Origin of the sequence: Corynebacterium sp. MSK150 (assembly GCF_030229215.1) — a bacterium.
In the GTDB taxonomy this organism is placed as follows: Bacteria; Actinomycetota; Actinomycetes; order Mycobacteriales; family Mycobacteriaceae; genus Corynebacterium.
In genome coordinates, this window is sequence record NZ_JASPHM010000024.1 from 1 (window position 1) to 22,065 (window position 22,065).

Genomic DNA, 22,065 nt, shown 5'->3' on the forward strand with positions numbered 1-22,065 from the left:
TCAATCGGCATTCAAAAAGGCCAAATCTAACCCCCGCGACACGCCGAGCCAGACACACATTTTGACCCTTAACCCGCCCCCAACGGGGCAACTAAAAACGAAAAATCTCGAGACACCGACCGGAACGATGTCTCGAGACTTCACATGGTGCCCGGGGCGGGACTTGAACCCGCACGTTCTTATCGAACACTGGCACCTGAAGCCAGCGCGTCTGCCAATTCCGCCACCCGGGCAGGGTGTGGTTGTCTTAGCGACTTGATAAAGATACCACGAATGCTGCTCAGAACTACAAATCTGCAGGAAAAGTGGATTATTTCGAGGAGGGGGTGGCGAAATTTCTGGGAACTTTCGCGTCGCCATCTACGTTTCGAGGGAGTGAACAAACTATACTGATCGCTACTGATCGCTACTGATCGCTGCATGGTGGAAAGGAGAATGGCTCGTGGCGTTTTTAGAAAAGCTGGCGAAGCTGGACTCCGCCATGCAACGCGGCCTTGATAACGGCATGGCCCTTGTCTTCGGCGGCAAGGTCGTTCCCGCGGAGATTGATGAGCTTTTGAAGCAAGAGGCTCAGGACAATCTCGCGCGCGGCGACGATGACAACCTTTATAGTCCGAACGTAATGACTGTGGGTGTCTCCTCCAAGGATTTGGAGAACTTGTCGCAGGATCGCAATTTGCCGGCCGATTGTGCAGACCAGTTGTCGCGCTTCATTCGCAATAGCGGATGGTCCCTCGCGGGCCCCGTGATCGTGCGGGTGGCGGAGGAATCTGGTTTGCGTACGGGTCAGCTTCGCGTGTCCTCGTTTATTGATCACGAGCCCACGGAAGAGACCGGTTTTGAGGCTATTTTCCACGACTTTGATGGTCAGGAGGACCAGATGACCGAGCAGCACGACAATACTGCCGATGATGCAGTAACTACCGCTTTCATTGCTCCAGATAGTCAACCCGCCCCGCAGCCGCAGGGCCCAGCAGTCAACCTGATGCTGCAGGACGGCTCGTCCCGCGTGTACCACGTCCAGGAAGGCTCCAATATTATCGGCCGCAGCAATGACGCGGACCTGCGCCTGCCGGATACGGGTGTTTCCCGCCAGCACGCGGAGATCACCTGGAACGGCCAAGACGCGGTGCTGGTGGATTTGCAGTCCACCAATGGCACCACGGTGAATGAAACGCCGATTGATAATTGGTTGCTTGCCGATGGCGATGTGATCACCATGGGCCATTCCCACATCGAGGTCCGCATTACGGGTCTTGATTCGCACAGCTACTAAGTTCAGTTAAGGAAGGGAGGTCGCCATGGATGCAGTCATCATGCTGGCGCTTCGCATCGGCTTGTTGGCTCTGCTCTGGATTTTTATCCTGGTGGCCTTGAACGCCATGCGCCGCGATACTAATAAATCTGCCGGTGCTATCCGCCAGCAGTCGAAGAAGGTTGGCGCACCGCGGCGTCGGGAAGCGATTAAGCAGCTGTCCATCGTGGAGGGTCCCCTGCAGGGCTCCCATATGGAGTTGGGCACGTTGGAGGATTGCACGCTGGGCCGCGCCTCGGACTGCGATTTTGTCACGGGCGACGATTATTCTTCTGGCCACCATGCCCGGCTATTCCGCCGCGGCAGCGAATGGGTTGTGGAGGATTTGGAATCTCGCAATGGCACCTTTGTCAATGGCGTGCGCATCGACCAACCCGAGGTAGTCGGCGCGGACTCCGAAATTAAGCTGGGCCGCACCACCGTGAGGTTGAACGCATGACACTGAAGCTGAACTTCTTTGCTAAGTCCGATCGCGGCCTCATTCGCGATAACAACGAGGACTCGGGCTACGCCGGTCCTCACCTTTTGATCTTGGCCGATGGCATGGGTGGCCACGCGGCAGGCGAGGTTGCCTCCGAACTGATGGTCAACCACCTAGAAATCTTGGACCAAGATCCGGGCCAGGAAGACACCAAGGCCCTGCTGGAAGCGGCCGCCGAGCAGGCCAATGAGGCCATCAGTGACCACGTCAAGGCGCATCCAGAGACCGAAGGCATGGGCACCACGCTGTCCACCATGCTCTTCAACGGCACGGATTTCGGCGTCTGCCACGTGGGCGATTCCCGCGGTTACCTGCTGCGCGACGGCAAGCTCAAGCAGATCACCAAGGACGACACCTACGTGCAGTCCTTGGTGGACAAGGGCGAGCTGGACCCGGGCGACGTCTCGTCGCACCCGCAAAAGTCCCTCATCCTGAAGGCCTATACGGGCCGTCCGGTTGAAGCAACGCTGTTTACTCTCGACGCCAAGCCGGGCGACCGCATCTTGCTGTGTTCCGATGGTCTTTCGGACCCCGTAACCGCGTCCACCATCGAAACCGCGCTGGGTCAAGGCAGCATCGAGCAGGCCGGATCCGCCCTGGTGGACCTGGCTATCCGTTCGGGCGGCCCGGATAATGTCACCGTCGTAATCGGTGAAGTAACTGAAGAAAAGCCCAAGGAACATGAGCCGTTCCGCGTGGGCGCGCTCGCCGGCCCGACGGAAGAGCCCACCCACCCGGATTCTTCTGCTTCGCGGGCGGCACAGCTCTCCCGCAAGCCGCAAGTAATTCCACCGGCCGTCATGGCCGAGGGCGAGAACGAGCGCCCCGAGCATGCCGACGACGACACGGAGGACGAAACTTCCGGTCGAAAGATCGGCTGGAAGGTCCTCATTGCCTTGCTCATCGTGCTCGCGCTGGTCATCGGTGCCGGACTGTGGGCGAAGAACTTCTTGTCCAATAATTACTACGTGGCTACCAACGAGGCACAGGAAATCACCATCCAACAGGGTGCTGACTACTCCGTCTTTGGCAAGGAACTACACTCCACGCACCAACACGTGTGCATTAATGACAGCAACTCGCTGCTCTTTTCCGGCCAGCCCTGCGAGGGCGACTTCGCACCGCTGAAGGTCACGGACTTGCCGGAATCTGAGCGCAGCGCCGTCGACCATCTCTCCACTGGTGATCTCGGTGAAGTGCAGCAACAGATCAATGATTTGGGCGATAAGGCGCTCAAGCCATGTATCACTGCACCGAGCCAAAAAGATAAAAAGGATGCCAAGAAAAACAAGCCTGGCGTTACCTGCCGGGAGGTGTAGGTTGTGAAAAAGTTTTTTAGCCGAGGAACCGAGCTCGGCCTGCTCATCCTATCCGCCATCGTCTTCGCTATCACTTTGGTCAGCCTGGAGCTATCCCAAGACAACGCGTTGACCATGGACCTGGTTTATCTCATCGGCGGATTCATCGGCGTCTTTACCGTTGCCCACCTAGTGATGTGCTTCCTTGCGCCGTATGCCGATCAGATCATGCTGCCCATCGTGGCGATCCTCAACGGCATCGGGCTCATCATGCTGGCCCGCCTGGATCTGGTCAATGAAGGCGGGCTCGCCGTGCGCCAGGTCATGTGGACCATCGTCGGACTCGTGTTATTTGTACTGGTCCTAGCCATTTTAAAGGACCACAGGTCACTGACGCGCTACTCCTATATCTTGGGCGCCGCCGGTCTCATCCTGCTGGCCCTGCCGCTAGTATGGCCGCAGCCCCCTGACGTGGAGGCACGCATCTGGCTAAATCTGGGGCCCTTCTCCATTCAACCGGGCGAATTCTCCAAGATTTTGTTGATCTTGTTCTTCGCCATGCTGCTGACGCAGAAGCGGTCCCTCTTTACCGTGGCAGGCTACCGCGTACTCGGCATCTCCCTGCCGCGCCTCCGTGACCTCGCGCCCATCCTGATCGTGTGGGCCATCGCGATCGTCATCATGGGCATTTCCAATGACTTTGGCCCGGCACTGCTGCTGTTTAGCACCGTCCTCGGCATGCTATTCATGGCCACTGGCCGAGTGAGCTGGCTACTCATCGGCGTGGTCCTCGTCGGCGTCGGCGGGTTTGGCATTTACCAGATTTCCTCCAAGATCCAGCAGCGCTTTTCCAACTTCCTGGATCCGCTGGGTAACTATGACGTCACGGGTTTCCAGCTCTCCCAATCGCTATTCGGCTTGTCTTCCGGCGGCATCTCTGGCAGCGGCTTGGGCGAGGGGCATCCAGAACTAGTTCCGGTGGCCCACTCGGACTACATCCTTGCTGCAATCGGTGAGGAGTTCGGCCTCATCGGCCTCGCCGCCGTGCTGGTGCTTTTCGGTATGCTGACCACCCGCGGTTTCGGCACCGCGCTGCGCACCCGCGATACCTACGGCAAGTTGGTGGCATCCGGTCTTTCTCTTACCTTGGCCGTACAGGTCTTCGTGGTCACCGGCGGCATCTCTGCCCTGCTGCCGATGACCGGCCTGACTACGCCATTCATGTCTGCCGGTGGTTCCTCTCTCATGGCTAACTACGTGTTGTTGGCGATTCTGCTGCGGATCTCTAACGCGGCTCGTCGCCCCATGCAGGAGACCTCGGGCAATGCTCCGAGCGATACCTCCATGTTCCCGTCGGTCCAGGAGGCTCACCGATGAATCGATCCATCCGTCTAGTGTCCCTGTTCGCCATCATTTTGACCGCCATTTTGCTGGTCAATATGACGGTAATCCAGGCTTTTTCTGAAGATAAGTATGCCCATAATCCGCGGAACATGCGCGGTTTTATGGAGATGCAGACCACCCCGCGTGGCCAGATCTTTGCGGGCAATACCGTGCTGGCGCAGTCTACGCAAAACCCGGATGAGACCTACTCGCGCTCCTACCCCATTGATTCGCCGGCCTTTGGCAACCTGACCGGTTACCTGTCGAGCCAGTTTGGCGCCTCCGAGTTGGAGTCATCCCAAAATGACATCCTCAATGGCACCGATGACTCTTTGATGAAGCAGAATTGGCTCGATGCACTGGCCGATAAACCGAAGCAGGGCGCCAACGTAGAGGTCACCATCGATCCTGGGCTCCAGCAGGCGGCTTACGATCAGCTCGTGGGCCCTGGCTACGAAGGCTCTGCGGTTGCCATTCAGCCTTCGACCGGCAAGATCCTTGCCATGGCCTCCAACCCTGGCTATAACCCCAATGATCTGATGGGCGATTCCGCCGAGGATGTTTGGGCCAACCTGCAGGAACAAGAGGGACAGCCGCTGGTCAACCACGCCGGTGCAGAGACCTTACCTCCTGGCTCCATTTTCAAGATCATTACCACCGCCGCAGGCCTTAACAATGGCTTTGATCCTTCCTCCACCCTGACCGGTTCCAATGTCATTACCTTGCCGGATACGGTGACGGAGCTGACTAACTACGCCAACCAAAAGTGCAATGGTCAGGATGCGGTGACCCTGCAAACCGCCTTTGCGCTGTCGTGCAATACCGCCTTTGTGGAGATGTCGGAGCAGATCGGCGCTGATGAACTGCGCAAGTACGCCAAGGCCTTTGGCGTGGGCGAGAATTACGACCTCGGCGTGTCTACCTCCGCCGGCACCTTGGGCGATTTGCCGGATGGGGCAGCCACGGCGCAGTCCGCCATTGGCCAGCGCGACGTCACCATGACCGCGCTGCAGGCAGCAGTCATGGCGGGCACCGTGGCCAATAAGGGCACCCGCATGCAGCCCTACCTGGTCAATCGCATTACCGATGCCCAGATGAAGGATGTCCGCACTACCAAGCCGAAGAAGGCAGACCAGGCGGTTAATGAGGAAACTGCGGCGACGCTTACTGACTTGATGTACGCCTCCGAGCGTTCCTCCGCCGGATATGACGGCAATGGCTTTGCCTCCAAGACCGGCACCGCCGAGCACGGCGAGGGGCTGGCCCCGCATGTGTGGTACGTTGCCTTCGATCCGGAACGCGATATCGCCGTAGGCGTCGTGGTGAAAAATGGTGGTAACTTGGGTGAGTCCGCGACGGGCGGCAAGGTTTCCGGCCCAATTGGCCGCGCCATCCTGCGCGCATACCAGGGGGAGCAGTAATGAATAGCGCCGAGAATAAGGAACATCTCCAGGCACTGATTGGCAGCGACTACGAGCTGCAGTGGATCATCGGTCACGGAGGAATGTCCACCGTGTGGTTGGCCGATGACACCCGCAATGATCGTGAGGTGGCGCTCAAGGTTCTGCGTCCGGAATTTTCCGATAACCAGGAGTTCCTCTCGCGCTTTCGCAACGAGGCGAAATCGGCCGAATCCATTCAATCCGAGAACGTGGTGGCCACTTATGACTACCGCGAGCTAGAGGATAACGGCCGCAAGTTCTGCTTCATGGCCTTGGAGTATGTGCGCGGCGAATCCCTCGCAGACCTTTTGGCGCGCGAAAATACGCTGCAAGAAGAGCTCGCTCTCGACGTCCTCGAGCAGGCGGCGCATGGCCTATCCATCATTCACCGCATGGAGCTGGTCCACCGCGATATTAAGCCCGGCAACCTCCTCATTACGCAAAATGGCCAGGTCAAGATCACGGACTTTGGCATCGCCAAGGCGGCCGCGGCCGTGCCGCTGACCCGCACCGGCATGGTGGTGGGTACCGCGCAATATGTATCGCCCGAGCAAGCACAGGGCAAGGACGTCACGCCGGCTTCCGACGTCTATTCGCTCGGCGTCGTCGGCTATGAAATGCTGGCAGGCAAGCGTCCCTTTACCGGAGATTCCTCCGTGTCCATCGCTTTGGCGCACATCAACCAGGAGCCAGAGCCACTATCGACGAATATCAGCGCTCCGGCTCGCGAACTCATCCGCATTGCGTTGCGCAAGGACCCGGGGACCCGCTACGCCGATGGCAATGAGTTCACTCTGGCTATTTCCGCAGTCAGACTAGGCAAGCGCCCTCCGCAACCCAAGTCTGCACCGCTAGCACAGCGCGCGCCGGAGCCATCGCCGTCTGCCTCGACGGAGATGTTGGGCAATGTCGCCCAACCCACCACCATCCACCCGGCCGCGGGGACCGCCCCCACAAAAGAGTCCAAGGGCGGCTCCTCTTTCCTGAAGGGATTAGGTATCACCCTGCTCCTCGCAGCCTTGGCCGGTGGGGGCTATGCCGCCTACCAGCACTTTGGCGATAGCGAGGGACAAAGCGAGCCCTCCAGCACTCCGGAGACCTCGGTAGTTACGGAGTACCGCGATCCCACCACCACCCCGCAGGACACCCCGGACGAAGATACGGAAGAGGCCCCTGCACCGGTGACGGTGACAGAGACCGAGCCGCAGGAATCCGATCAGGAAGAGGCCCCGCGCACGACTCACCGCGAGACACCCACGCGCCATTCGCCTACCCGCCAGGAACAGCCCCCGGCCGTGCCGACGCAACAGAATCCGCAGGATACGCACGTTGAAACTACACCTGAGCTGGATACTCCAGTAAACTCGCAGGCTAATGAGCTCCCCGGAGACTTGGCCGATCTACTTACACAGGAGGGTGACTAAGCGATGGTCAATGACCGCTATCGGAGAGGCGAGATCATCGGCACCGGCGGCATGTCTGAGGTCTATGCTGCCGAAGACACCATCCTAGGCCGCCAAGTAGCGGTAAAGATGCTCCGCCCAGAAATGGCGCGCGACGTCAACTTCCGCGAGCGTTTTTACCGCGAGGCCCAGAACTCGGGCAAGCTGAATCACCCCAATATCGTGGCGGTTTATGACACCGGCGAAACCGAGCTGGATGGCATGACCATCCCATATATCGTCATGGAGCGGGTCAATGGCCGCACCCTGCGCGATATCATTCGCGAGGATGGCGCCCTGTCCGCCCAGGAAGCGGCGGATATCCTCAAACCGGTAGCAGATGCACTGCAAGCCTCGCACGAGGCCGGGATTATCCACCGCGATATCAAGCCGGCAAATATTATGCTCACCAACACCGGCCAGGTGAAGGTGATGGACTTCGGCATCGCCCGCGCCTTGGATGATTCCACCTCGGCGATGACGCAAACTTCCGCCGTTATCGGCACCGCCCAGTACCTTTCCCCGGAGCAGGCCCGCGGTAAGAACGCGGATGCCCGCTCCGATGTCTATGCGCTGGGTTGCGTGCTCTATGAGGCGCTTACCGGCCATACTCCTTTTGAGGGCGAAACCCCCTTTGCGGTTGCGTACCAACATGTGCAGGAAGAGCCGACGCCACCATCGGAGCTCATCGCGGATCCCTCGCTGACTCCTACCCAGCGCGTCAATATCGATGCGGTAGTGCTTACCGCTATGGCCAAGCACCCGGCGGATCGTTATCAGTCCGCTTGGGAGATGGCCGGCGATTTGGAACGCCTGCGCAATGGGCAGATCACCGCGGCGGCGCGCATGCACGTCAACGAGGAAGAAGACGAGCAGCCTACCGAAATGGTCGGCGCCGCCGCACCAGCTGCGGCCGCGCACCGCGCGCCAATCCAGTCCACCCGCCCCACCGAGGACGATGACAATCAGGGTGGCGGCTGGTTGAAGTGGCTGGCAGCGTTCCTGGCCGCCCTCTTGGTAGCCATCGTGGGCTACTTCGCCTGGGATTTCTTCTCCAACGATCAAGATTCTGAGGATAAGCCACGCCAGACCCAATCGGCCCGCGAAGACAAAATCACCGTGCCCGAGGTGGAAAACCGCCCGCGCAATGAGGTGGTCAAGGAACTAGAAGACATGGGTCTGCAGGTCACCGTCAATGAGGAGGCCAACCCGGATATTCCACGCAATAATGCCATCCGCATTAATCCGGCCCCAGGCTCCGAGCTGCAGAAGAATGCCTCGGTGACCCTGACCGTTTCCTCTGGCAAAGAGATTACGGACGTCCCAGATATCACCGGCATGACCTTGGATGAGGCCGCTCGAGCCCTCGAAGGAGCAGGCTTGGTGCTCAATTCCGATGTCTCGGAAGAAAACGATGAGTCCCCGGCCGGCCAGATCATCAAGCAGGACCCGGCCGGCGGCACGCAGCTGTCCAAGGGATCGAAGGTACGGGTAACGGTTTCTAAGGGCGTCGAAAAGAAGCGCGTGCCCAATGTCGCCGGCATGGACGTCGAGGATGCCCAGAGCCGTCTCGAGTCGAATGACTTTGATGTAGACGTCCGCGAGGTGGATTCCTTGGAGCCGAAGGGCACGGTGCTGAGCGTCTCCAACCAGGGCGCGGAGCTGGAAAAGGGCAAGCCGGTTACCGTTGAGGTATCCAATGGCATGCTCTTTAAGGCCCCTGACCTGGTACGCAAGAATGAAGGCCAGGCCGAGGCCGCGTTGCGGGAGGCTGGCTGGACCGGCCAGTTCGTCGTCGGCGAGCCGGCTCCTACCGGTGCCTTGGTGGATGCCAATAAGATTGGCTGGGCGTCTGTGAACCCGGGCGATACCATGCGCAAGGATCAAAATATTGATATCCGCCTGTGGAGTTTCGACCCCGCTGCACTTCTGCCGCAGCCATAACTGCTGGTATCCTAAGGCCTCAGTACGAACTTAGATAAGACTTTAAATCTAGAAAAGGTATCTTATGCCGAAGTCAAAGATTTCCCAGAGCTCCTCCGTCCCTACCTCGAGCTCTGCTACCAACCGCACGCCCGTCAAGATCAATTCTGAGGGCACCCCGAAGTGGTACGTCGCTATCATGCTGGGCCTGATGGTCATCGGCCTGCTGTGGCTTGTGGTCAATTACCTCGCTGGCCAGGACATCCCGTTCATGGCGGACCTCGGCGCATGGAATTACGGCATCGGCTTCGGCCTGGCCATCATCGGCCTGCTAATGACCATGGGTTGGCGCTAAGCTAAACGCCACAGCCTATTCCCTCGCTCCCTACTTTTTGTAGGTGGCGAGGGTTTTTCATATCAAGGAGCCACATGTCTCGCCATATTCTTGCTGCTGGCCTCATCATTTCAGTGGCCTACGCAGCCGTGCACATCGCGTTTGCCGACGCCACCCTACTCACCGGCACCGCTCCCCTCCGCCTTTCCGTTCGCAACTACCTAGGCAACGTCCTAGGCTCGGGCATGGTGTGGGGAATCTTTAGCTTCCTCATGGGCAAGAATTTTCCGGGCCGGTGGCTCAAGGCACTCCTGGCCGGTACGGGAATCATCGTGATGATGCTGGCGCTGCACTATGCCTTGCTCGTGGTTTTCGGTGTATATAACTGGCGCGAGGCATTCGAGTACAACGCCCAGTGGTTCTTCCTGGCGCTCATTTCTGGACCGGTACTGGGGCTGGCCGGCGCGGCCTCGGCACGGTTCCGCTGGTTCGACTACCTCGCCGTCCTCGGCTTCCTCCTCGAGCCCGTGGTTGCCGGACTCGTCCCAGGCAGTTCCTACCTGCCCCGCACCACGACCATCCCTGGGTACTTCGCCGCCGCGACTCTCTGGCTCATCGGCGCCGGCTTCCTTATTTGGCAGCGCCGCCGTTCCACGCGCTAAGCGCTTCTTCGGCGGCCCACCACCCCGGCATACCGTGCACGCCAGCGCCGGGAGCGGCCGAGCTAGAAGCCATAAATACTCCCGGGGTGAGGCGGTGCGGATGGGCCGACAGGCGTGGTCGCAGGAGGGTTTGCAGCCCGGTCATGGCGCCGCCAGCAATATCGCCGCCCACCAAATTAGGATTCCATCGCTCCAGATCGGCCGGGCTCGTAGCACGGGTGGCCAGGATGGTATCGCGAAATCCGGGGGCAAAGCGCTCAATCTGGGCAGCAATCAGCTCGGTGACCTCACCCGGATAGCGTTCCACGTAGCCGCGGGGGACGTGCGCATACGTCCACAGTGTTTGCCCTCGGGAGGGGTCGGCCACGTATTGCTGGCATGCCAATACCAAGGGGCGCTTAGGCATGCGCCGCTTGCCGACGTCCCCCTCAGCCCCACAGATTTCCTCCATGGTGCCTCCCACATGCACGGTGCCGGCCCGACCCACGCGCGGATCGGTCCATGGCACGGGTTCGCTGAGGTGGAAGTCAACTTTGAATACGGCGCTGCCATAGCGCCAGCGCGCGAGGCTCCGCCGAGTGCCGTCCCGCAGTTCCAGCCCACCCAGCCGCAGAATCTGGCGCGGGGTGAGGTTCAGGATGATCGCATCGGCCGGAGGAAGCTCGCGCAGGTCGGTGACTTCGCATCCGGTGTGGAGGCGGGCATGGTGGGAGCGGAGGAGGTTAAGGAGGGCGTCGATAAGAGCGCCGGTGCCGCCCTCCACCACGGGCCAGCCGCGGGTCATGCCCAGGCCGCCGAAGAGCAGGCCGAACGCCGAGGTAAAAGGCGTAGTCGGTGAGGTGATCGCGTGTACCGCGCTGCCCGCAAAGAGGGCGCGAGCCTGGGGCGTGCGGAAGGCCGCGCGTGCCAAGCTGCTGGCGGGCACAACTCCGGCCGCACCAAATTGCGCCAAGCGCACAGGGCGATTGGGCCAGCGCACCAGCGGGGTAAGCGCGTTATCCACATGCTCATCGATGTGGCGGACGATGTGCCCATGCAGCCGCCTCCACGCCTGGGCATCGGTCCCCAACTCCGCCGCCGTGTCCGCCAAGGAACCGTGCAGGATCCCGGCCGACGCGCCTTCGAGCGGATGGGCCATGGGATAAGGAGCATTGCGCCACCGCACACCGTGGGCTTCCAAGTCGAGGGCGCGAAAGGCCGGGCTCGCTACGCCAAAGGGGTGCCCAGCCGCACCGAGATCCACAATCGTGCCCGGGAAAATCTCCGCGGAGGATGCCGCTGCACCACCGGCCCGGCGGGCGCGCTCATAGATATCCACACTCCATCCGGCCATGGCCAAGCGCGCCGCGGCCGTGAGCCCATTCGGGCCTGCGCCGACGATCACAGCGCGAGGTTGATAATCCACAATGCTCCTTATGCAGGTCAGTACCCAAATTTATCAGTCTTGTTAACACAATGGGTAGAAAGTTATCCACAGGCTGTGGAGAAAACCTGTGAAATGTGAATTTCACACAATCATTAACACCCTGTGGATAACTGTTTTCACGGGCTTCCACAAGCTGATTTTCGCACTTTCGCACCGGCCAGACCAGCGTGATCAGGGAAAACTCCGGAAAAGCGTTCGGTAAATTACAAAAATGTAGTTATCCACAATGTGGATAACCATTGTGGAATTTTTTCGCACACGCTTTCCGGTGATCAAATTCCACAGTTATCCCCAAACCCCAGCTTGTTGGGCTAATAGCGCGAGGACTACCGCGGCCACCGCAGCAACGCCGCCCCAGCGGAGGCTGGAGCTTTTTCGATAGAGGAAGAGGCTCAACACGATGCCTGTGCACAACCCGCCTAGGTGTCCCCACAGGGATACGCCATCGGCTAGAAAGGTATAGGCCACATTCGCCAGAACGAGCGCGATGGGCGCACGGAGATCGAGCCCACGCTGGCGGTAAGCACCTACCAGCATGGCCATGAGCGCGAAGAGCGCACCCGAGGCGCCGACGGTGGGGGTCTCAAAGTCGAATGCCAAGATCATGGCGGACGCGCCGAGGCACGAAATGAGGTAGGCGGCGAGGTACAACCCAGTGCCAAGCGCCCGCTCCACCTCCTTGCCTATGAGAAGGAGCATGATCATGTTCACCGACACGTGGCCCGCATCCAAGTGCATAAACGCGGAGGACAGGGCGGTCTGCGGCGCAATCGGGTATTGCGGGCCCCACAGGCCCCAGTCCACCGCGAGGTCGGAATCATAGAAGGTAGCGCCCAGCGTCCGCGCCTGCACCGCGGTAATAAGCCAGGCAATGATGCAGACGGCCGCGATGAGCGCGGTCGCCGGGGTAGTGCGGACATAGTTTCTCACCATGGTCATGAAGTTGTCAGTCCTTGAGGCGGGGTCTAGTGGTGGGTGGCTCGAGGTAAAACTGCAACGAGCCCGCCGCCGCATGGATAATGCGGTGACGGGCCCGAGGGAAAAGGCGATTACGCGATATCGATGGACTCGATAACAACGTCCTCGTGCGGACGGTCCATGCGGTCGGTATCAACCTTGGCGATCTTGGACACAACCTCCTGGGAGGCAGCATCGGTAACCTCACCAAAGATGGTGTGGTGGTTGTTCAGGTGCGGGGTCGGCGCCACGGTGATGAAGAACTGGGAGCCGTTGGTGCCTGGGCCAGCATTGGCCATGGCCAGCAGGAATGGGCGGTCGAACTGCAGCTCCGGGTGGAACTCGTCCTGGAACTGGTAGCCCGGGCCACCGCGGCCGGTGCCGGTAGGGTCGCCGCCCTGGATCATGAAGTTATCGATGATGCGGTGGAAGATTGCGCCGTCATAGAACGGGCCGGACTGCTCGCCCTTTGCGTTCTGGGTGGAGTAGTCCTTCTCGCCCTTGGCCAGGCCGATGAAGTTTTCAACGGTTACCGGTGCGTGGTTACCGAAGAGATCGATAACAATGTCACCGTAGTTGGTATGCATCGTTGCAGTTGCGGTCTTCTGAGTCATGCCAGCCATTGTAAAGAATTTAACGCGCGCCTGCCGCGCATGACATAACGCTGTCAGCGATCGCGCTAGCCTGAAGGCATGATTCGCGCGCTACTTTTTGATCTGGATGACACCTTGCTCGACCACACCGGCGCGGCCCGGGACGCGGTGGATCAGTGGTGCCGCGAGCTAGGCCTGCCCGAGGGCCAGCATGCGCGCTTTGCGGCCATCGAGCGCACCTGGTTCAGCGCCTACGAGCGCGGCGAGGTCACCCACCAGGGTCAGCGGGCGGCGCGCTGCCGCGAATTCCTCGGCCGGGACATGAGCGATGCCGAGGCGCTGGCCGCTTATGACGGCTATCTTTCCGCCTACCGGGAGCAGTGGCGCGCTTTTGCCGACGCCCTGCCCACCCTCACCTGGGCCCTCGAATCCGGCTTCCAGGTGGGCGTGCTCACCAATGGCGAGCGCGAGATGCAGCAGGCCAAGCTGGAGGCGACAGGCCTTGCGCTTGCCGACGTCCTCCTCATCCCCACCGTCGACCTCGGCTGCCCCAAACCGCAGCGCGCGGCCTACCTTGCCGCCTGCGATCAGCTGGGTGCGGCCCCCGCGGACACACTCATGGTGGGCGATTCCCTCACCAACGATGTGCAGGGAGCGCGCACGGCGGGGCTGCACGCGCTCCACCTCGACCGTGCGGGGAATGGGGATCTGAGCTCGCTTAGCGCGTTGAAAGAGGTTCTCCCCCAAAGAGCCAGCTGACCACGAGGGCGCCCGGATCGATTACTCCCTTGCTGCGATCTCCCAGGTAGGAGGCGCGACCCTTCTTCGCGGCGAGGTCCTCGGTATCGAGGGCTCCGGCATGGGCAGCTGTGAAAAGCGCCTGCAAAGTCTCCGCATCCGGATCCTTCGCCCCCAGTTCGCGGGCCTTTTCGGCGGCCGGGATGAGGGCATCGAGCATGGTGCGATCGCGGCGCTTCGCGCCACCAAGCTCATGGATGAGGTCGGCCGCATCATTGAGCCCATCCGCCAGCGACTCCGCCCGAGCCAGCTCAGTAAAGAGCGTGCCGAAGACGGCCCCGGAAGTACCGCCGGCGAGGACGAGCAGGCGCTTGGCCAGCCCGGTGAGGATCTCCGTATCCGTACCGCGCAGGGGAAGCTCGATGCCGCCGAAGGCCGCCTCCATGTTCTGGCCAAAGTCGCCGTCGCCGGCCTTGCGGTCCAGCTCGGTCAGCGCCTCAAAGGATGCTTGGAGGCGTTCCACAAAGGCGGTAAGCCACTGGTTCTCCTCGCCCTCGGTGGGCAGCTCGTCCTGGAAGGTGATGGTGGCCGGTTCCACCGCCTTCGCACCGCCTAGGGTATGGGGCCAGGCGGGGGCGGAGGTGGGGGCGTCGATAAGCTCGAGCAGCTCCGCATCCGCCTTGAGCAGCGTAAAGGAAGCGCCGTGCATATTGACCGCGGTGACGTAGGAGCCCACCAACGACCGGGCGACGGTGATGCCGCGCTGGGCCAGCTGCGCGGAGGCCTCGCCAAAGAGCAGGCTCAACTCCAGCGGGGTAGTGCCACCGAGGCTATTGACCAGGCACACCACCTCATCGCCCTGGCCCAGCTCAAGGGCGGGCACGATCTTTTCCAGGACCTGGTTCACAATGGCGCTCGCGCTATCTACCTGCTCGGTGTGCGTGCCCGGCTCGCCATGAATGCCCACGCCCACCTCCATCTGGCCGGCCTCGAGATCGAAGGTTTCGCGGCCGGTGGTCGGCATGAAGCCGGCGCCCAGCGCTACGGACATGCTGCGGGAATTCTCCGCGGCACGCTTGCCCAACTCAGCGACTGTGTCCACGTCATCGCCGCGATAGGCGGCGGCGCCTGCGACCTTTTCCACCAGGATGGTCGCGCCCGTACCGCGGCGGCCGGGGCCGTCCTCGTTGCCATCGGTGGCAATATCATCGGCCACCAGCACCGTGCGGGTGTCTACCGCCTCGGCGGCGTTGCGGGCGACGGTGAAGTTCATGACGTCACCGGTGTAGTTCTTCACCACGTGGACTACTCCCCTGCCCTGGTCAGCCCACTCGGTGGCCTCGCTGATCTGAACCGCGTTCGGGGAGGTAAACAGCAGTCCCGGGCAGGCCGCTGCGAGCATGCCCTGGCCGACGAACCCGGCGTGCATCGGTTCGTGGCCGGAACCGCCACCAGAAATCACCGCCACTGCCGGATCGCCGTCCGCGGTGCGCAGCGGCGTGGTGCGGCCAATGAAGCCGACGTCGTGCCAGCGGGCATCGGGGTGGTTGGCGATGAGCCCAGCGAGGGCATCGGAGAGGAAAGTGTCTTGGCTATTGCGGAATGCGGAGTGGTTCATACCTCCACGCTAGTGATGTCGCTTACCCGGAAGCTAGGAGGAGAAAAGAAACATACCGGTTCCATTCGGACACCCAGCGGATTCGCAGCCACTTTGCAATTTGCGGAGGATACTAAAAGAACCACTAAGAAAGGATCCGCACATGGATTTCTTGTCCTCCCTCCACAACCTCATGGACGCAGGCTCGCTGCTCCAGAGTTTCGGACCTTATATCCTCCTCGGCGTCGCCGTCGTCATCTTCATCGAGTCCGGCGTGCTTTTCCCATTCCTGCCGGGTGATTCACTGCTCGTAACCGCGGCCATCCTGCGCCACGAACTCGATATCAACGCCTGGCTGCTCTTTGTCGTGGCCGCGGTGGCCGCCTTCGCCGGCGACCAGGTGGGCTTCTACTTAGGCCGCCGCTTTGGCCGCAAGCTCTTCAAGGACGATGCCCGCATCCTGCGCACCGAACACCTCGATAGCGCGGAGGATTTCTTCCAGCGCCACGGCCCGGTGGCCCTGGTATTGGGACGCTTCGTGCCGATTGTGCGCACCTTCGTCCCCTTCGCCGCGGGTACCGCAGAAATGGGCTACTCCTCGTTCCTGCGCTGGAATATCCTCGGCGGGATAGGCTGGGTAGGTTCCATGCTGCTCGTCGGCGTACTGCTGGGCGGCATCCCGGGCATCGCCCACTCCATCGACATCATCATGCTCATCGTGGCGGCAATTTCCGTGCTGCCGATGATCATCGGCTGGATCAATAAGCGCCGTAAGGCACAGCGCGAAATCCCGGCCACGTAAGAACTTTTGTTCTTTACCCGGCCGGGATTGCGGTGCGATTAGGGAGGATTTAGAGGGACTCGCGCACCTCATCGCGAGCCAGCACCATATTGCGCAGGGAGGCTTCGGTCTCCTCGTAGCCGCGGGTCTTCAGGCCGCAGTCCGGGTTGACCCACAGGCGCTCGACCGGCACGTGCTTGAGCGCGGCGCGGATAAGCTCGGCCATCTCCGCTACGGAAGGCACGCGCGGGGAGTGAATATCATAGATGCCCGGGCCGATTTCGGAGTGGAAGGTCTCGTCGATATCCTCCAGTAGTTCCATGCGGGAGCGGGCCGCCTCGATGGAGGTGACATCGGCATCCAGGCCGGCAACGGCATCGATGATCTGGCCGAACTCGGAGTAGCACAGGTGGGTGTGGATCTGGGTGGTCGGCTTGGCCTCGAGCGCTACCAGGCGGAAGGAACGCACGGCCCAGTCCAGGTAGGCCTTGCGGTCTTCTTCGCGCAGCGGCAGCAGCTCGCGCAGGGCGGGCTCGTCGATCTGGATGATGTCGATGCCGGCCTCTTCCAGGTCGTGCACCTCATCTGCCAGCGCGACGCCGAGCTGATCCGCGGAGACGGACTGGTGTACGTCATCTCGCACGAAGGACCAGGCCAGGATGGTCACCGGGCCGGTGAGCATGCCCTTGACGTGGTGCTCCGAGAGCGACTGCGCGTACTTGGACCACTCGGTGGTCATCGCAGCCGGGCGGGAGATGTCACCCACAACGATTGGCGGACGGGTGCAGCGGGAGCCATAAGACTGGACCCAGCCGTTTTCGGTGGTGACAAAGCCATCGAGCAGCTCGGCAAAGTACTGAACCATGTCATTGCGCTCCGGCTCGCCATGGACGAGGACGTCGAGGCCGAGGCGCTCCTGCAGCTCGATGACGGACTTGACTTCGTCCTTGAGGGCGGCGTTGTAGTCGGCGTCGGAAAGCTCGCCCTTGCGGTGCGCCGCACGCGCCTGGCGGATCTCCTTGGTCTGGGGGAAGGAGCCGATGGTGGTGGTTGGCAGCTGCGGCAGGCCTAGTTCCTTCTGCGCCTCGTTGCGCTCAGCAAAGGCAGGCTCGCGCTTAACCTCGCCGGCCGGCAGCTTTTCGATGCGCTCCTTCACCGCCGCGTTGTGGATGCGCTCGGATTCGGCAAGGGTGCGCACTGCGCGGTCACTGATGCTATATGCCTCCGGTGCCTCTAGCGGACCCTGAGAGAGGGCGATGACTTCCTTGACCTTCTCGTTGGCGAAGGAGAACCAGGTGGCGACGTCTGCAGGCAGCTTGGTTTCTGCCTCCACGGTATGCGGCACGTGCTGCAAGGATACGGAGGTCGATACGGAAAGGGAATCGAGGCTGCCCTCCAGGTCTTCGTACTTGGAGCGCAGGTCACGCAGGTTGGCGGACCAGACATTGCGGCCGTCGATAAGGCCGGCAACCACGTGGGACTTCAAGTTCTTCACGCGCTCGAGGTAGCCCTCGTCGAGTGCCAGGGTGCCTACGGAAAGGTCCACCTGGACGGCCTCTGGCTTGAGCTCCGCCAGCACGTCGAGGCCCTTGCGGGCAGAACCGTACGGGGTGGTGAGGTATACCTGCGGGCGGTTATCCGCTCCCAAAATGGCCTCATAAGCGCGCTTGGTGTGGGCGGCAAGCTCCTCATCGGTGGCAACGGTCAGGTCCGCTACCAGGGCAGGCTCGGCCAGCTGTACCCACTTCACGCCGGACTTATCCAGCTCGGCCAGTACCTCCTGGTATGCCTTGACGGCATCATCCAGGCGGTCGAGCGGAGACTTGGTAGCACCCTCTGCCTGCTTAGACAGGGCCAGCAGAGTAACCGGGCCGACGAGGTATGGGCGCACGGTGTGGCCTGCCGCGCGGGCCTCTTCCACCAGCTTGATAACGCGCTGCGGGTGCGCCTTGAAGTCCTGGTCATCGGCGATTTCCGGGACGATGTAGTGGTAGTTGGTGTCGAACCACTTGGTCATTTCCAGCGGCGCGGTGTCCTTATTGCCGCGGGCCAAGGTGAACTCATCATCCAGGGTCTCGCCGGCTACGGCGCCTACGGTCAGTGCGGTCTCGAGCACCTGGTCGTAGTAGGCGACGTCGGCAGGAATGGCGTAGTCCTCGTTCAGGCCCAGGTCGCGCAAACGGTTATAGGTGTCCAGGCGCAGGGAATGTGCGGCGGACTCGAAGGTTTCCGCATCGATGCGGCCGGCCCAGTAGGATTCCAGCGCGCGCTTGAGTTCGCGGTTAGCGCCGACGCGAGGGTAGCCCTCAATCGTCGCCTTGGGGAAATTAGTGTTCGTCATTGTCTACTCCGATTCGAGATAACAGGTCTTGTGTAATGTCCGGATTGTTGTGGGTATAGATATGGAGGCCGTCCGCGCCGCCGGCCACGATGGTGCGGGCCAATTGGGCGCTAAGCTCCATGCCGATTTCGTATTCCTCTTCTGGGGTTGTCGCTGCCGCGAGCTGAGTACGCACCCTTTCGGGTACGGTCAGCCCGGACAGCTGGCCCATTCGCTCCAACCGGCGCAAGCTGGTCATGGGCATAATCCCCGGAATAAGGGGGATCTTCACCCCGGCCAACTTGGCCTTTTGGGCGAAGCGGAGGAAATCCTCGGCGTCAAAGAAAAGCTGGGTGATGGCAAAGTCCGCGCCGAGGCGCTGCTTATTGAGCAGAACGTCGAAGTCCTCGTCCTCGTTTTTGGATTCGGCATGGCCGCTGGGGTAGCACGCCACACTTACCGCGAGTCGGCCGGCGGCAAAGCGGGCCGCTTGGTGGCTTTCCAGCTGGCGGATGAGGCGAACCAGCTCATCAGCATGTTGCAGGTAATGCTCTGGCATGCCCCCTTCGGGGAGATCGCCGCGCAGGGCCAGCAGGCCGCGCACGCCGGCATCCACCAAGCGATTGATCCACCCGATGAGCTCGTCGCGCGAGCCGGCCGTGCACGCCAGGTGCGCCAGCGGGCGCATAGAGGTGTTCTGCGAAATCTTCTCAATGAAGGCCGCGGTTCCCTCCAACCAACCGGAGCGCTGGGAACTGGTCACCGCGATGTAATCGGGGTGATAGCTTTCCAGAACTTCCAGTAAGCGGTCGATCTTGGCGGCATCGGCATCGTGGCGCGGCGGGATTACCTCAAAGGAAAGGGCCAGGCGCTCGGGCGCATGTGCTTCCTCTTCGCTTTCAAAATCCAAGGGCGCGGAAGCCGAAAGTCGCGGGCTCATGGTCACCTCCTTTGCTGGTCGTCGTTGGTGTGTTGAGAAAAACGTACCAAGCTGTTCAGTTTGCACGGTAGCGATTGTGCAATGGTGATACCTTTGCAAGCCTGCAAACTGCGAGGTTGACGAAAAATCAGGTGAATAATAATCGTGGATTCTGGACCAAGCGGTCTATTTCTAGCGCGTTCCCGCTGCACCCCGCGACGCCAACGGTGGTACACCGCCCACCACGTCACTATGCTGGGTGAAAGCGAATTGATAAATCTGAGTTAAGGAGTGTTCCACCCCCATGAACCCCACCACGCTGAACGTGGCCTTTAAGACCGCATCGAACCTGTGGAGCCAGTTCAATAACTACCGCGAGGAAAAGTCCCGCGAGGCCTACACCGCCCTGGAAGAGGCCGCACAGAAGATGGACGAGCGCGATAACAGCGCCTTCGCCGAGCCGCGCCGCCAAGCAGGCGCCGTTACCCGCGCCGCACACTCCCGCCTCGAGCGCGCCCTGGAGGAGTTCAACGACTACCGCGAAGACGCCACCGAGCGCCTGAACGACGCCAAGGAAGAGGCCACCAAGAAGGCTAAGAAGGCCCGCAAGCAGGCCAAGAAGGATTCTCAGAAGGCCCAAAAGAACCTCAAGAAGAAGTCCGCCAAGGTAGCCAAGAAGCAGAAGAAGAATAAGAAGTCTTCTAAGGGTTGGATCTTCGCCGGCATCATCGCCCTGCTGTCCGCTGCAGCCGGCGGCGCCTACTACTGGCTGCGCTCCAACGACAAGCCTTCCCAGACCCCGCCGCGCGTGGATGATTTCCAGTCCGATTCCCACACCGCTCCGGAGTCCACCTTGGTCTACACCTCCACCAGCGAGAATGACACCCAGTCTGACCTCGTTGAAGAAGGTGCCGTACGCGATGAGGAGCTCCTCGGTTCCATCGATGAGCAGCTGGCCAAGCACCGCGAGGAAGAAGCAGCTCAGCCGGCCGATACCACCCGCGTTACCGATGACCACCAAAACGAGGGCAAGCACCGCCTGTAAACCGAGGAATAAATACGCTTACCACCCCGCCGTGGGGGTATGCGTAGCGTTGTCTAGATCTCATTGCTTTGCCTAAACAAAAATCTCTTGATTGAATTCCCACATTAGGGATCTTTCTACAAGGAGATGAACAATGAGCTTTGAGTCCCTCACCGTCAAGCTCAAAGACGGCTCAACGTACTACTTCCCGGCGGGCGCGGTGTCCAAAGACCCTTCCTCTCGCGTGGACAACCTGCGCTTCGCCATCGATAACGGAACCACCTTCCACTCCGTGGATGAGGCCGGCATCGAGCGCGAGTTCAATGGTCACGACGTCCGCAATTACCACTTAGCCTAAGCGTTAGCACAATCCTCTCCCCGCAGGTCACCAGCCTGTGCGGAGGGGATTTTCGCATGCCCACCCCACGCTGCTGCCCCGCCGTCTATCGTGGATCTTATGGAACTTCGCGCAACGCAGGAATCTGACCGCACCTACCTCGCCCGCCTCAATTTCCTTACCGATACCTTCGGTGACGAGCACGGCGAGCTCTCCCCCGACTTCGCCGATGATTTTGCCTTCTACGTGGAAAATTGGGATCCCAACCAGGGCGGTTTCATCGCCTGGCAGGAGCTCGTCCCGGCGGGCGGCGTGTGGCTCAACTGGGGTACGGAGGACAATCACGGCTTTGGCTTTGTCGAGCCCGCCATTCCGGAGCTCGCGATCGCGGTCGAGGCCCGCTATAAGGGCCAGGGCATTGCCACCGCGCTTATCGACGCCGCCATTTCCCTCGCCCAGACCCTGCGCGCCCCCGGCATCTCGCTAGCCGTCCACCCCGATAATCCCCGCGCCAAGGGTCTCTATGAACACCTCGGCTTCGAGCACGTGGGCACCCACAAGGATCACTTTGTGATGGTCAAGCGTTTCTAAAGCGAACGCAGGCGAGCGTGGGTGACGTAAATCGGCTCGTTATCCACGGCCGTCTTAAATTCTTCGGTCAGGCCAGCCATAACTGCCTCACGAGCCTCTTCGCGGGTGCTGTGAAAGCTCACAACCTCGCCATCTACCGCAGCCTCGCCGCGCTTGCGCACCACAACAAATTCCGCGCCCTCCGGCGCCGCAACTTCCTTGTCTGCGGAGGTAAAGGGATCGCTGTAGCGAGCATTGGCGGTCATGGTTGATCTCCTGATGTTTTCGCGGGACAGTACTGATTCCCCATTCACTGTACTGAAAGTTCCTCCCCCGCGACCTTGCACACTTCCACCCTGTTCTTTCGCTGATCACGATTATCGTCCATATAAACCAGCACAACCGTCGACGAAAACCGCGGTTTGTATGGACGAAAATCGCTAACTCGGCCTAAACGACACGATGTGTTGGTGAGGTTGTACGGCTAGCCGGTCTGGCGTGCTGATATTAGGACTATTTCACT

The 22,065-nt window shown here is 60.9% G+C and carries 21 protein-coding genes and 1 tRNA gene; 14 read left to right on the top strand and 8 right to left on the bottom strand.

Annotated features, from left to right (window positions below):
• Positions 1–145 precede the first annotated feature (145 nt).
• A tRNA-Leu gene (locus QP941_RS11100) sits at positions 146–233 on the bottom strand.
• Between the two features lie 209 nt (positions 234–442).
• On the opposite strand from QP941_RS11100, the gene QP941_RS11105 reads away from it, so the two are divergent.
• From QP941_RS11105 to QP941_RS11145, 9 genes are all read left to right on the top strand, one after another.
• The gene (locus QP941_RS11105) at positions 443–1,276 is read left to right on the top strand and encodes an FHA domain-containing protein (RefSeq protein WP_250412880.1); all 834 of its coding nucleotides are present in this window, start codon (positions 443–445) and stop codon (positions 1,274–1,276) included.
• Between the two features lie 25 nt (positions 1,277–1,301).
• Positions 1,302–1,754 carry an FHA domain-containing protein FhaB/FipA gene (locus tag QP941_RS11110; RefSeq protein WP_005329668.1) on the top strand — a complete coding sequence of 151 codons (453 nt, stop codon included), beginning with the start codon at positions 1,302–1,304 and terminating at the stop codon, positions 1,752–1,754.
• Positions 1,751–3,115 carry a PP2C family protein-serine/threonine phosphatase gene (locus QP941_RS11115; protein WP_284868963.1) on the top strand — a complete coding sequence of 455 codons (1,365 nt, stop codon included), beginning with the start codon at positions 1,751–1,753 and terminating at the stop codon, positions 3,113–3,115. Before QP941_RS11110 ends, QP941_RS11115 begins: the two co-directional genes overlap by 4 nt.
• A gap of 3 nt (positions 3,116–3,118) precedes the next feature.
• On the top strand, positions 3,119–4,471 hold the full coding sequence (locus QP941_RS11120; RefSeq protein WP_005326264.1) for an FtsW/RodA/SpoVE family cell cycle protein: 1,353 nt from the start codon (positions 3,119–3,121) through the stop codon (positions 4,469–4,471).
• Complete coding sequence (locus QP941_RS11125) at positions 4,468–5,898, top strand: penicillin-binding transpeptidase domain-containing protein (protein ID WP_284868964.1); 1,431 nt, start codon at positions 4,468–4,470, stop codon at positions 5,896–5,898. The genes QP941_RS11120 and QP941_RS11125 overlap by 4 nt, the downstream gene beginning before the upstream one ends.
• Positions 5,898–7,343 carry a serine/threonine-protein kinase gene (locus QP941_RS11130; protein ID WP_284868965.1) on the top strand — a complete coding sequence of 482 codons (1,446 nt, stop codon included), beginning with the start codon at positions 5,898–5,900 and terminating at the stop codon, positions 7,341–7,343. The genes QP941_RS11125 and QP941_RS11130 overlap by 1 nt, the downstream gene beginning before the upstream one ends.
• 3 nt (positions 7,344–7,346) lie before the next feature.
• Complete coding sequence (pknB, locus tag QP941_RS11135; protein ID WP_284868966.1) at positions 7,347–9,305, top strand: Stk1 family PASTA domain-containing Ser/Thr kinase; 1,959 nt, start codon at positions 7,347–7,349, stop codon at positions 9,303–9,305.
• A gap of 64 nt (positions 9,306–9,369) precedes the next feature.
• On the top strand, positions 9,370–9,639 hold the full coding sequence (crgA, locus tag QP941_RS11140) for a cell division protein CrgA (protein ID WP_005326260.1): 270 nt from the start codon (positions 9,370–9,372) through the stop codon (positions 9,637–9,639).
• A gap of 74 nt (positions 9,640–9,713) precedes the next feature.
• Positions 9,714–10,280: a hypothetical protein gene (locus tag QP941_RS11145; protein ID WP_284868967.1), complete on the top strand. Its 567-nt coding sequence runs from the start codon at positions 9,714–9,716 to the stop codon at positions 10,278–10,280.
• Here the strand turns inward: QP941_RS11145 and QP941_RS11150 are convergent.
• The 3 genes from QP941_RS11150 to QP941_RS11160 all read right to left on the bottom strand — a co-directional run bounded on the left by QP941_RS11150 (position 10,249) and on the right by QP941_RS11160 (position 13,286).
• Positions 10,249–11,685, bottom strand: a complete 1,437-nt coding sequence (locus tag QP941_RS11150) for a phytoene desaturase family protein (RefSeq protein WP_284868968.1) — start codon at positions 11,683–11,685, stop codon at positions 10,249–10,251. The two genes, QP941_RS11145 and QP941_RS11150, sit on opposite strands and share 32 nt — an antisense overlap.
• Before the next feature lie 306 nt (positions 11,686–11,991).
• Positions 11,992–12,645, bottom strand: coding sequence for a rhomboid family intramembrane serine protease (locus QP941_RS11155; RefSeq protein WP_284868969.1), 654 nt, complete (start codon positions 12,643–12,645; stop codon positions 11,992–11,994).
• Positions 12,646–12,755: 110 nt separating this feature from the next.
• Complete coding sequence (locus QP941_RS11160; protein WP_005326254.1) at positions 12,756–13,286, bottom strand: peptidylprolyl isomerase; 531 nt, start codon at positions 13,284–13,286, stop codon at positions 12,756–12,758.
• Positions 13,287–13,355: 69 nt separating this feature from the next.
• Between QP941_RS11160 and QP941_RS11165 the strand changes: the two genes are divergently transcribed.
• A complete protein-coding gene (locus QP941_RS11165) occupies positions 13,356–14,015 on the top strand; it encodes an HAD family hydrolase (protein WP_284868970.1) in 660 nt (219 codons plus the stop codon).
• On the opposite strand, the gene QP941_RS11170 is transcribed toward QP941_RS11165, so the two are convergent.
• Positions 13,975–15,612, bottom strand: a complete 1,638-nt coding sequence (locus tag QP941_RS11170) for a dihydroxyacetone kinase family protein (RefSeq protein WP_284868971.1) — start codon at positions 15,610–15,612, stop codon at positions 13,975–13,977. The two genes, QP941_RS11165 and QP941_RS11170, sit on opposite strands and share 41 nt — an antisense overlap.
• 142 nt (positions 15,613–15,754) lie before the next feature.
• Here QP941_RS11170 and QP941_RS11175 point away from each other — a divergent pair, with 142 nt between their 5' ends.
• On the top strand, positions 15,755–16,393 hold the full coding sequence (locus tag QP941_RS11175) for a DedA family protein (RefSeq protein WP_284868972.1): 639 nt from the start codon (positions 15,755–15,757) through the stop codon (positions 16,391–16,393).
• A 49-nt stretch (positions 16,394–16,442) separates the two neighbouring features.
• Here QP941_RS11175 and metE read toward each other — a convergent pair whose 3' ends face one another.
• Both metE and QP941_RS11185 read right to left on the bottom strand, forming a co-directional pair.
• Positions 16,443–18,713 (bottom strand): 5-methyltetrahydropteroyltriglutamate--homocysteine S-methyltransferase, encoded by a 2,271-nt coding sequence (metE, locus tag QP941_RS11180; protein ID WP_284868973.1) that lies wholly within the window; start codon positions 18,711–18,713, stop codon positions 16,443–16,445.
• Positions 18,700–19,632, bottom strand: a complete 933-nt coding sequence (locus QP941_RS11185) for a methylenetetrahydrofolate reductase (RefSeq protein ID WP_284844763.1) — start codon at positions 19,630–19,632, stop codon at positions 18,700–18,702. Before QP941_RS11185 ends, metE begins: the two co-directional genes overlap by 14 nt.
• A 283-nt stretch (positions 19,633–19,915) precedes the next feature.
• Between QP941_RS11185 and QP941_RS11190 the strand changes: the two genes are divergently transcribed.
• The 3 genes from QP941_RS11190 (at position 19,916) to QP941_RS11200 (ending at position 21,563) form a co-directional block, all read left to right on the top strand.
• Positions 19,916–20,656, top strand: a complete 741-nt coding sequence (locus tag QP941_RS11190; RefSeq protein WP_284844762.1) for a hypothetical protein — start codon at positions 19,916–19,918, stop codon at positions 20,654–20,656.
• A gap of 133 nt (positions 20,657–20,789) precedes the next feature.
• A complete protein-coding gene (locus tag QP941_RS11195) occupies positions 20,790–20,993 on the top strand; it encodes a hypothetical protein (RefSeq protein ID WP_005326240.1) in 204 nt (67 codons plus the stop codon).
• Between the two features lie 99 nt (positions 20,994–21,092).
• Positions 21,093–21,563: a GNAT family N-acetyltransferase gene (locus tag QP941_RS11200; RefSeq protein WP_284767201.1), complete on the top strand. Its 471-nt coding sequence runs from the start codon at positions 21,093–21,095 to the stop codon at positions 21,561–21,563.
• Here the strand turns inward: QP941_RS11200 and QP941_RS11205 are convergent.
• The gene (locus tag QP941_RS11205; protein WP_284767202.1) at positions 21,560–21,808 is read right to left on the bottom strand and encodes a hypothetical protein; all 249 of its coding nucleotides are present in this window, start codon (positions 21,806–21,808) and stop codon (positions 21,560–21,562) included. The genes QP941_RS11200 and QP941_RS11205 overlap by 4 nt on opposite strands.
• Positions 21,809–22,065 lie beyond the last annotated feature (257 nt).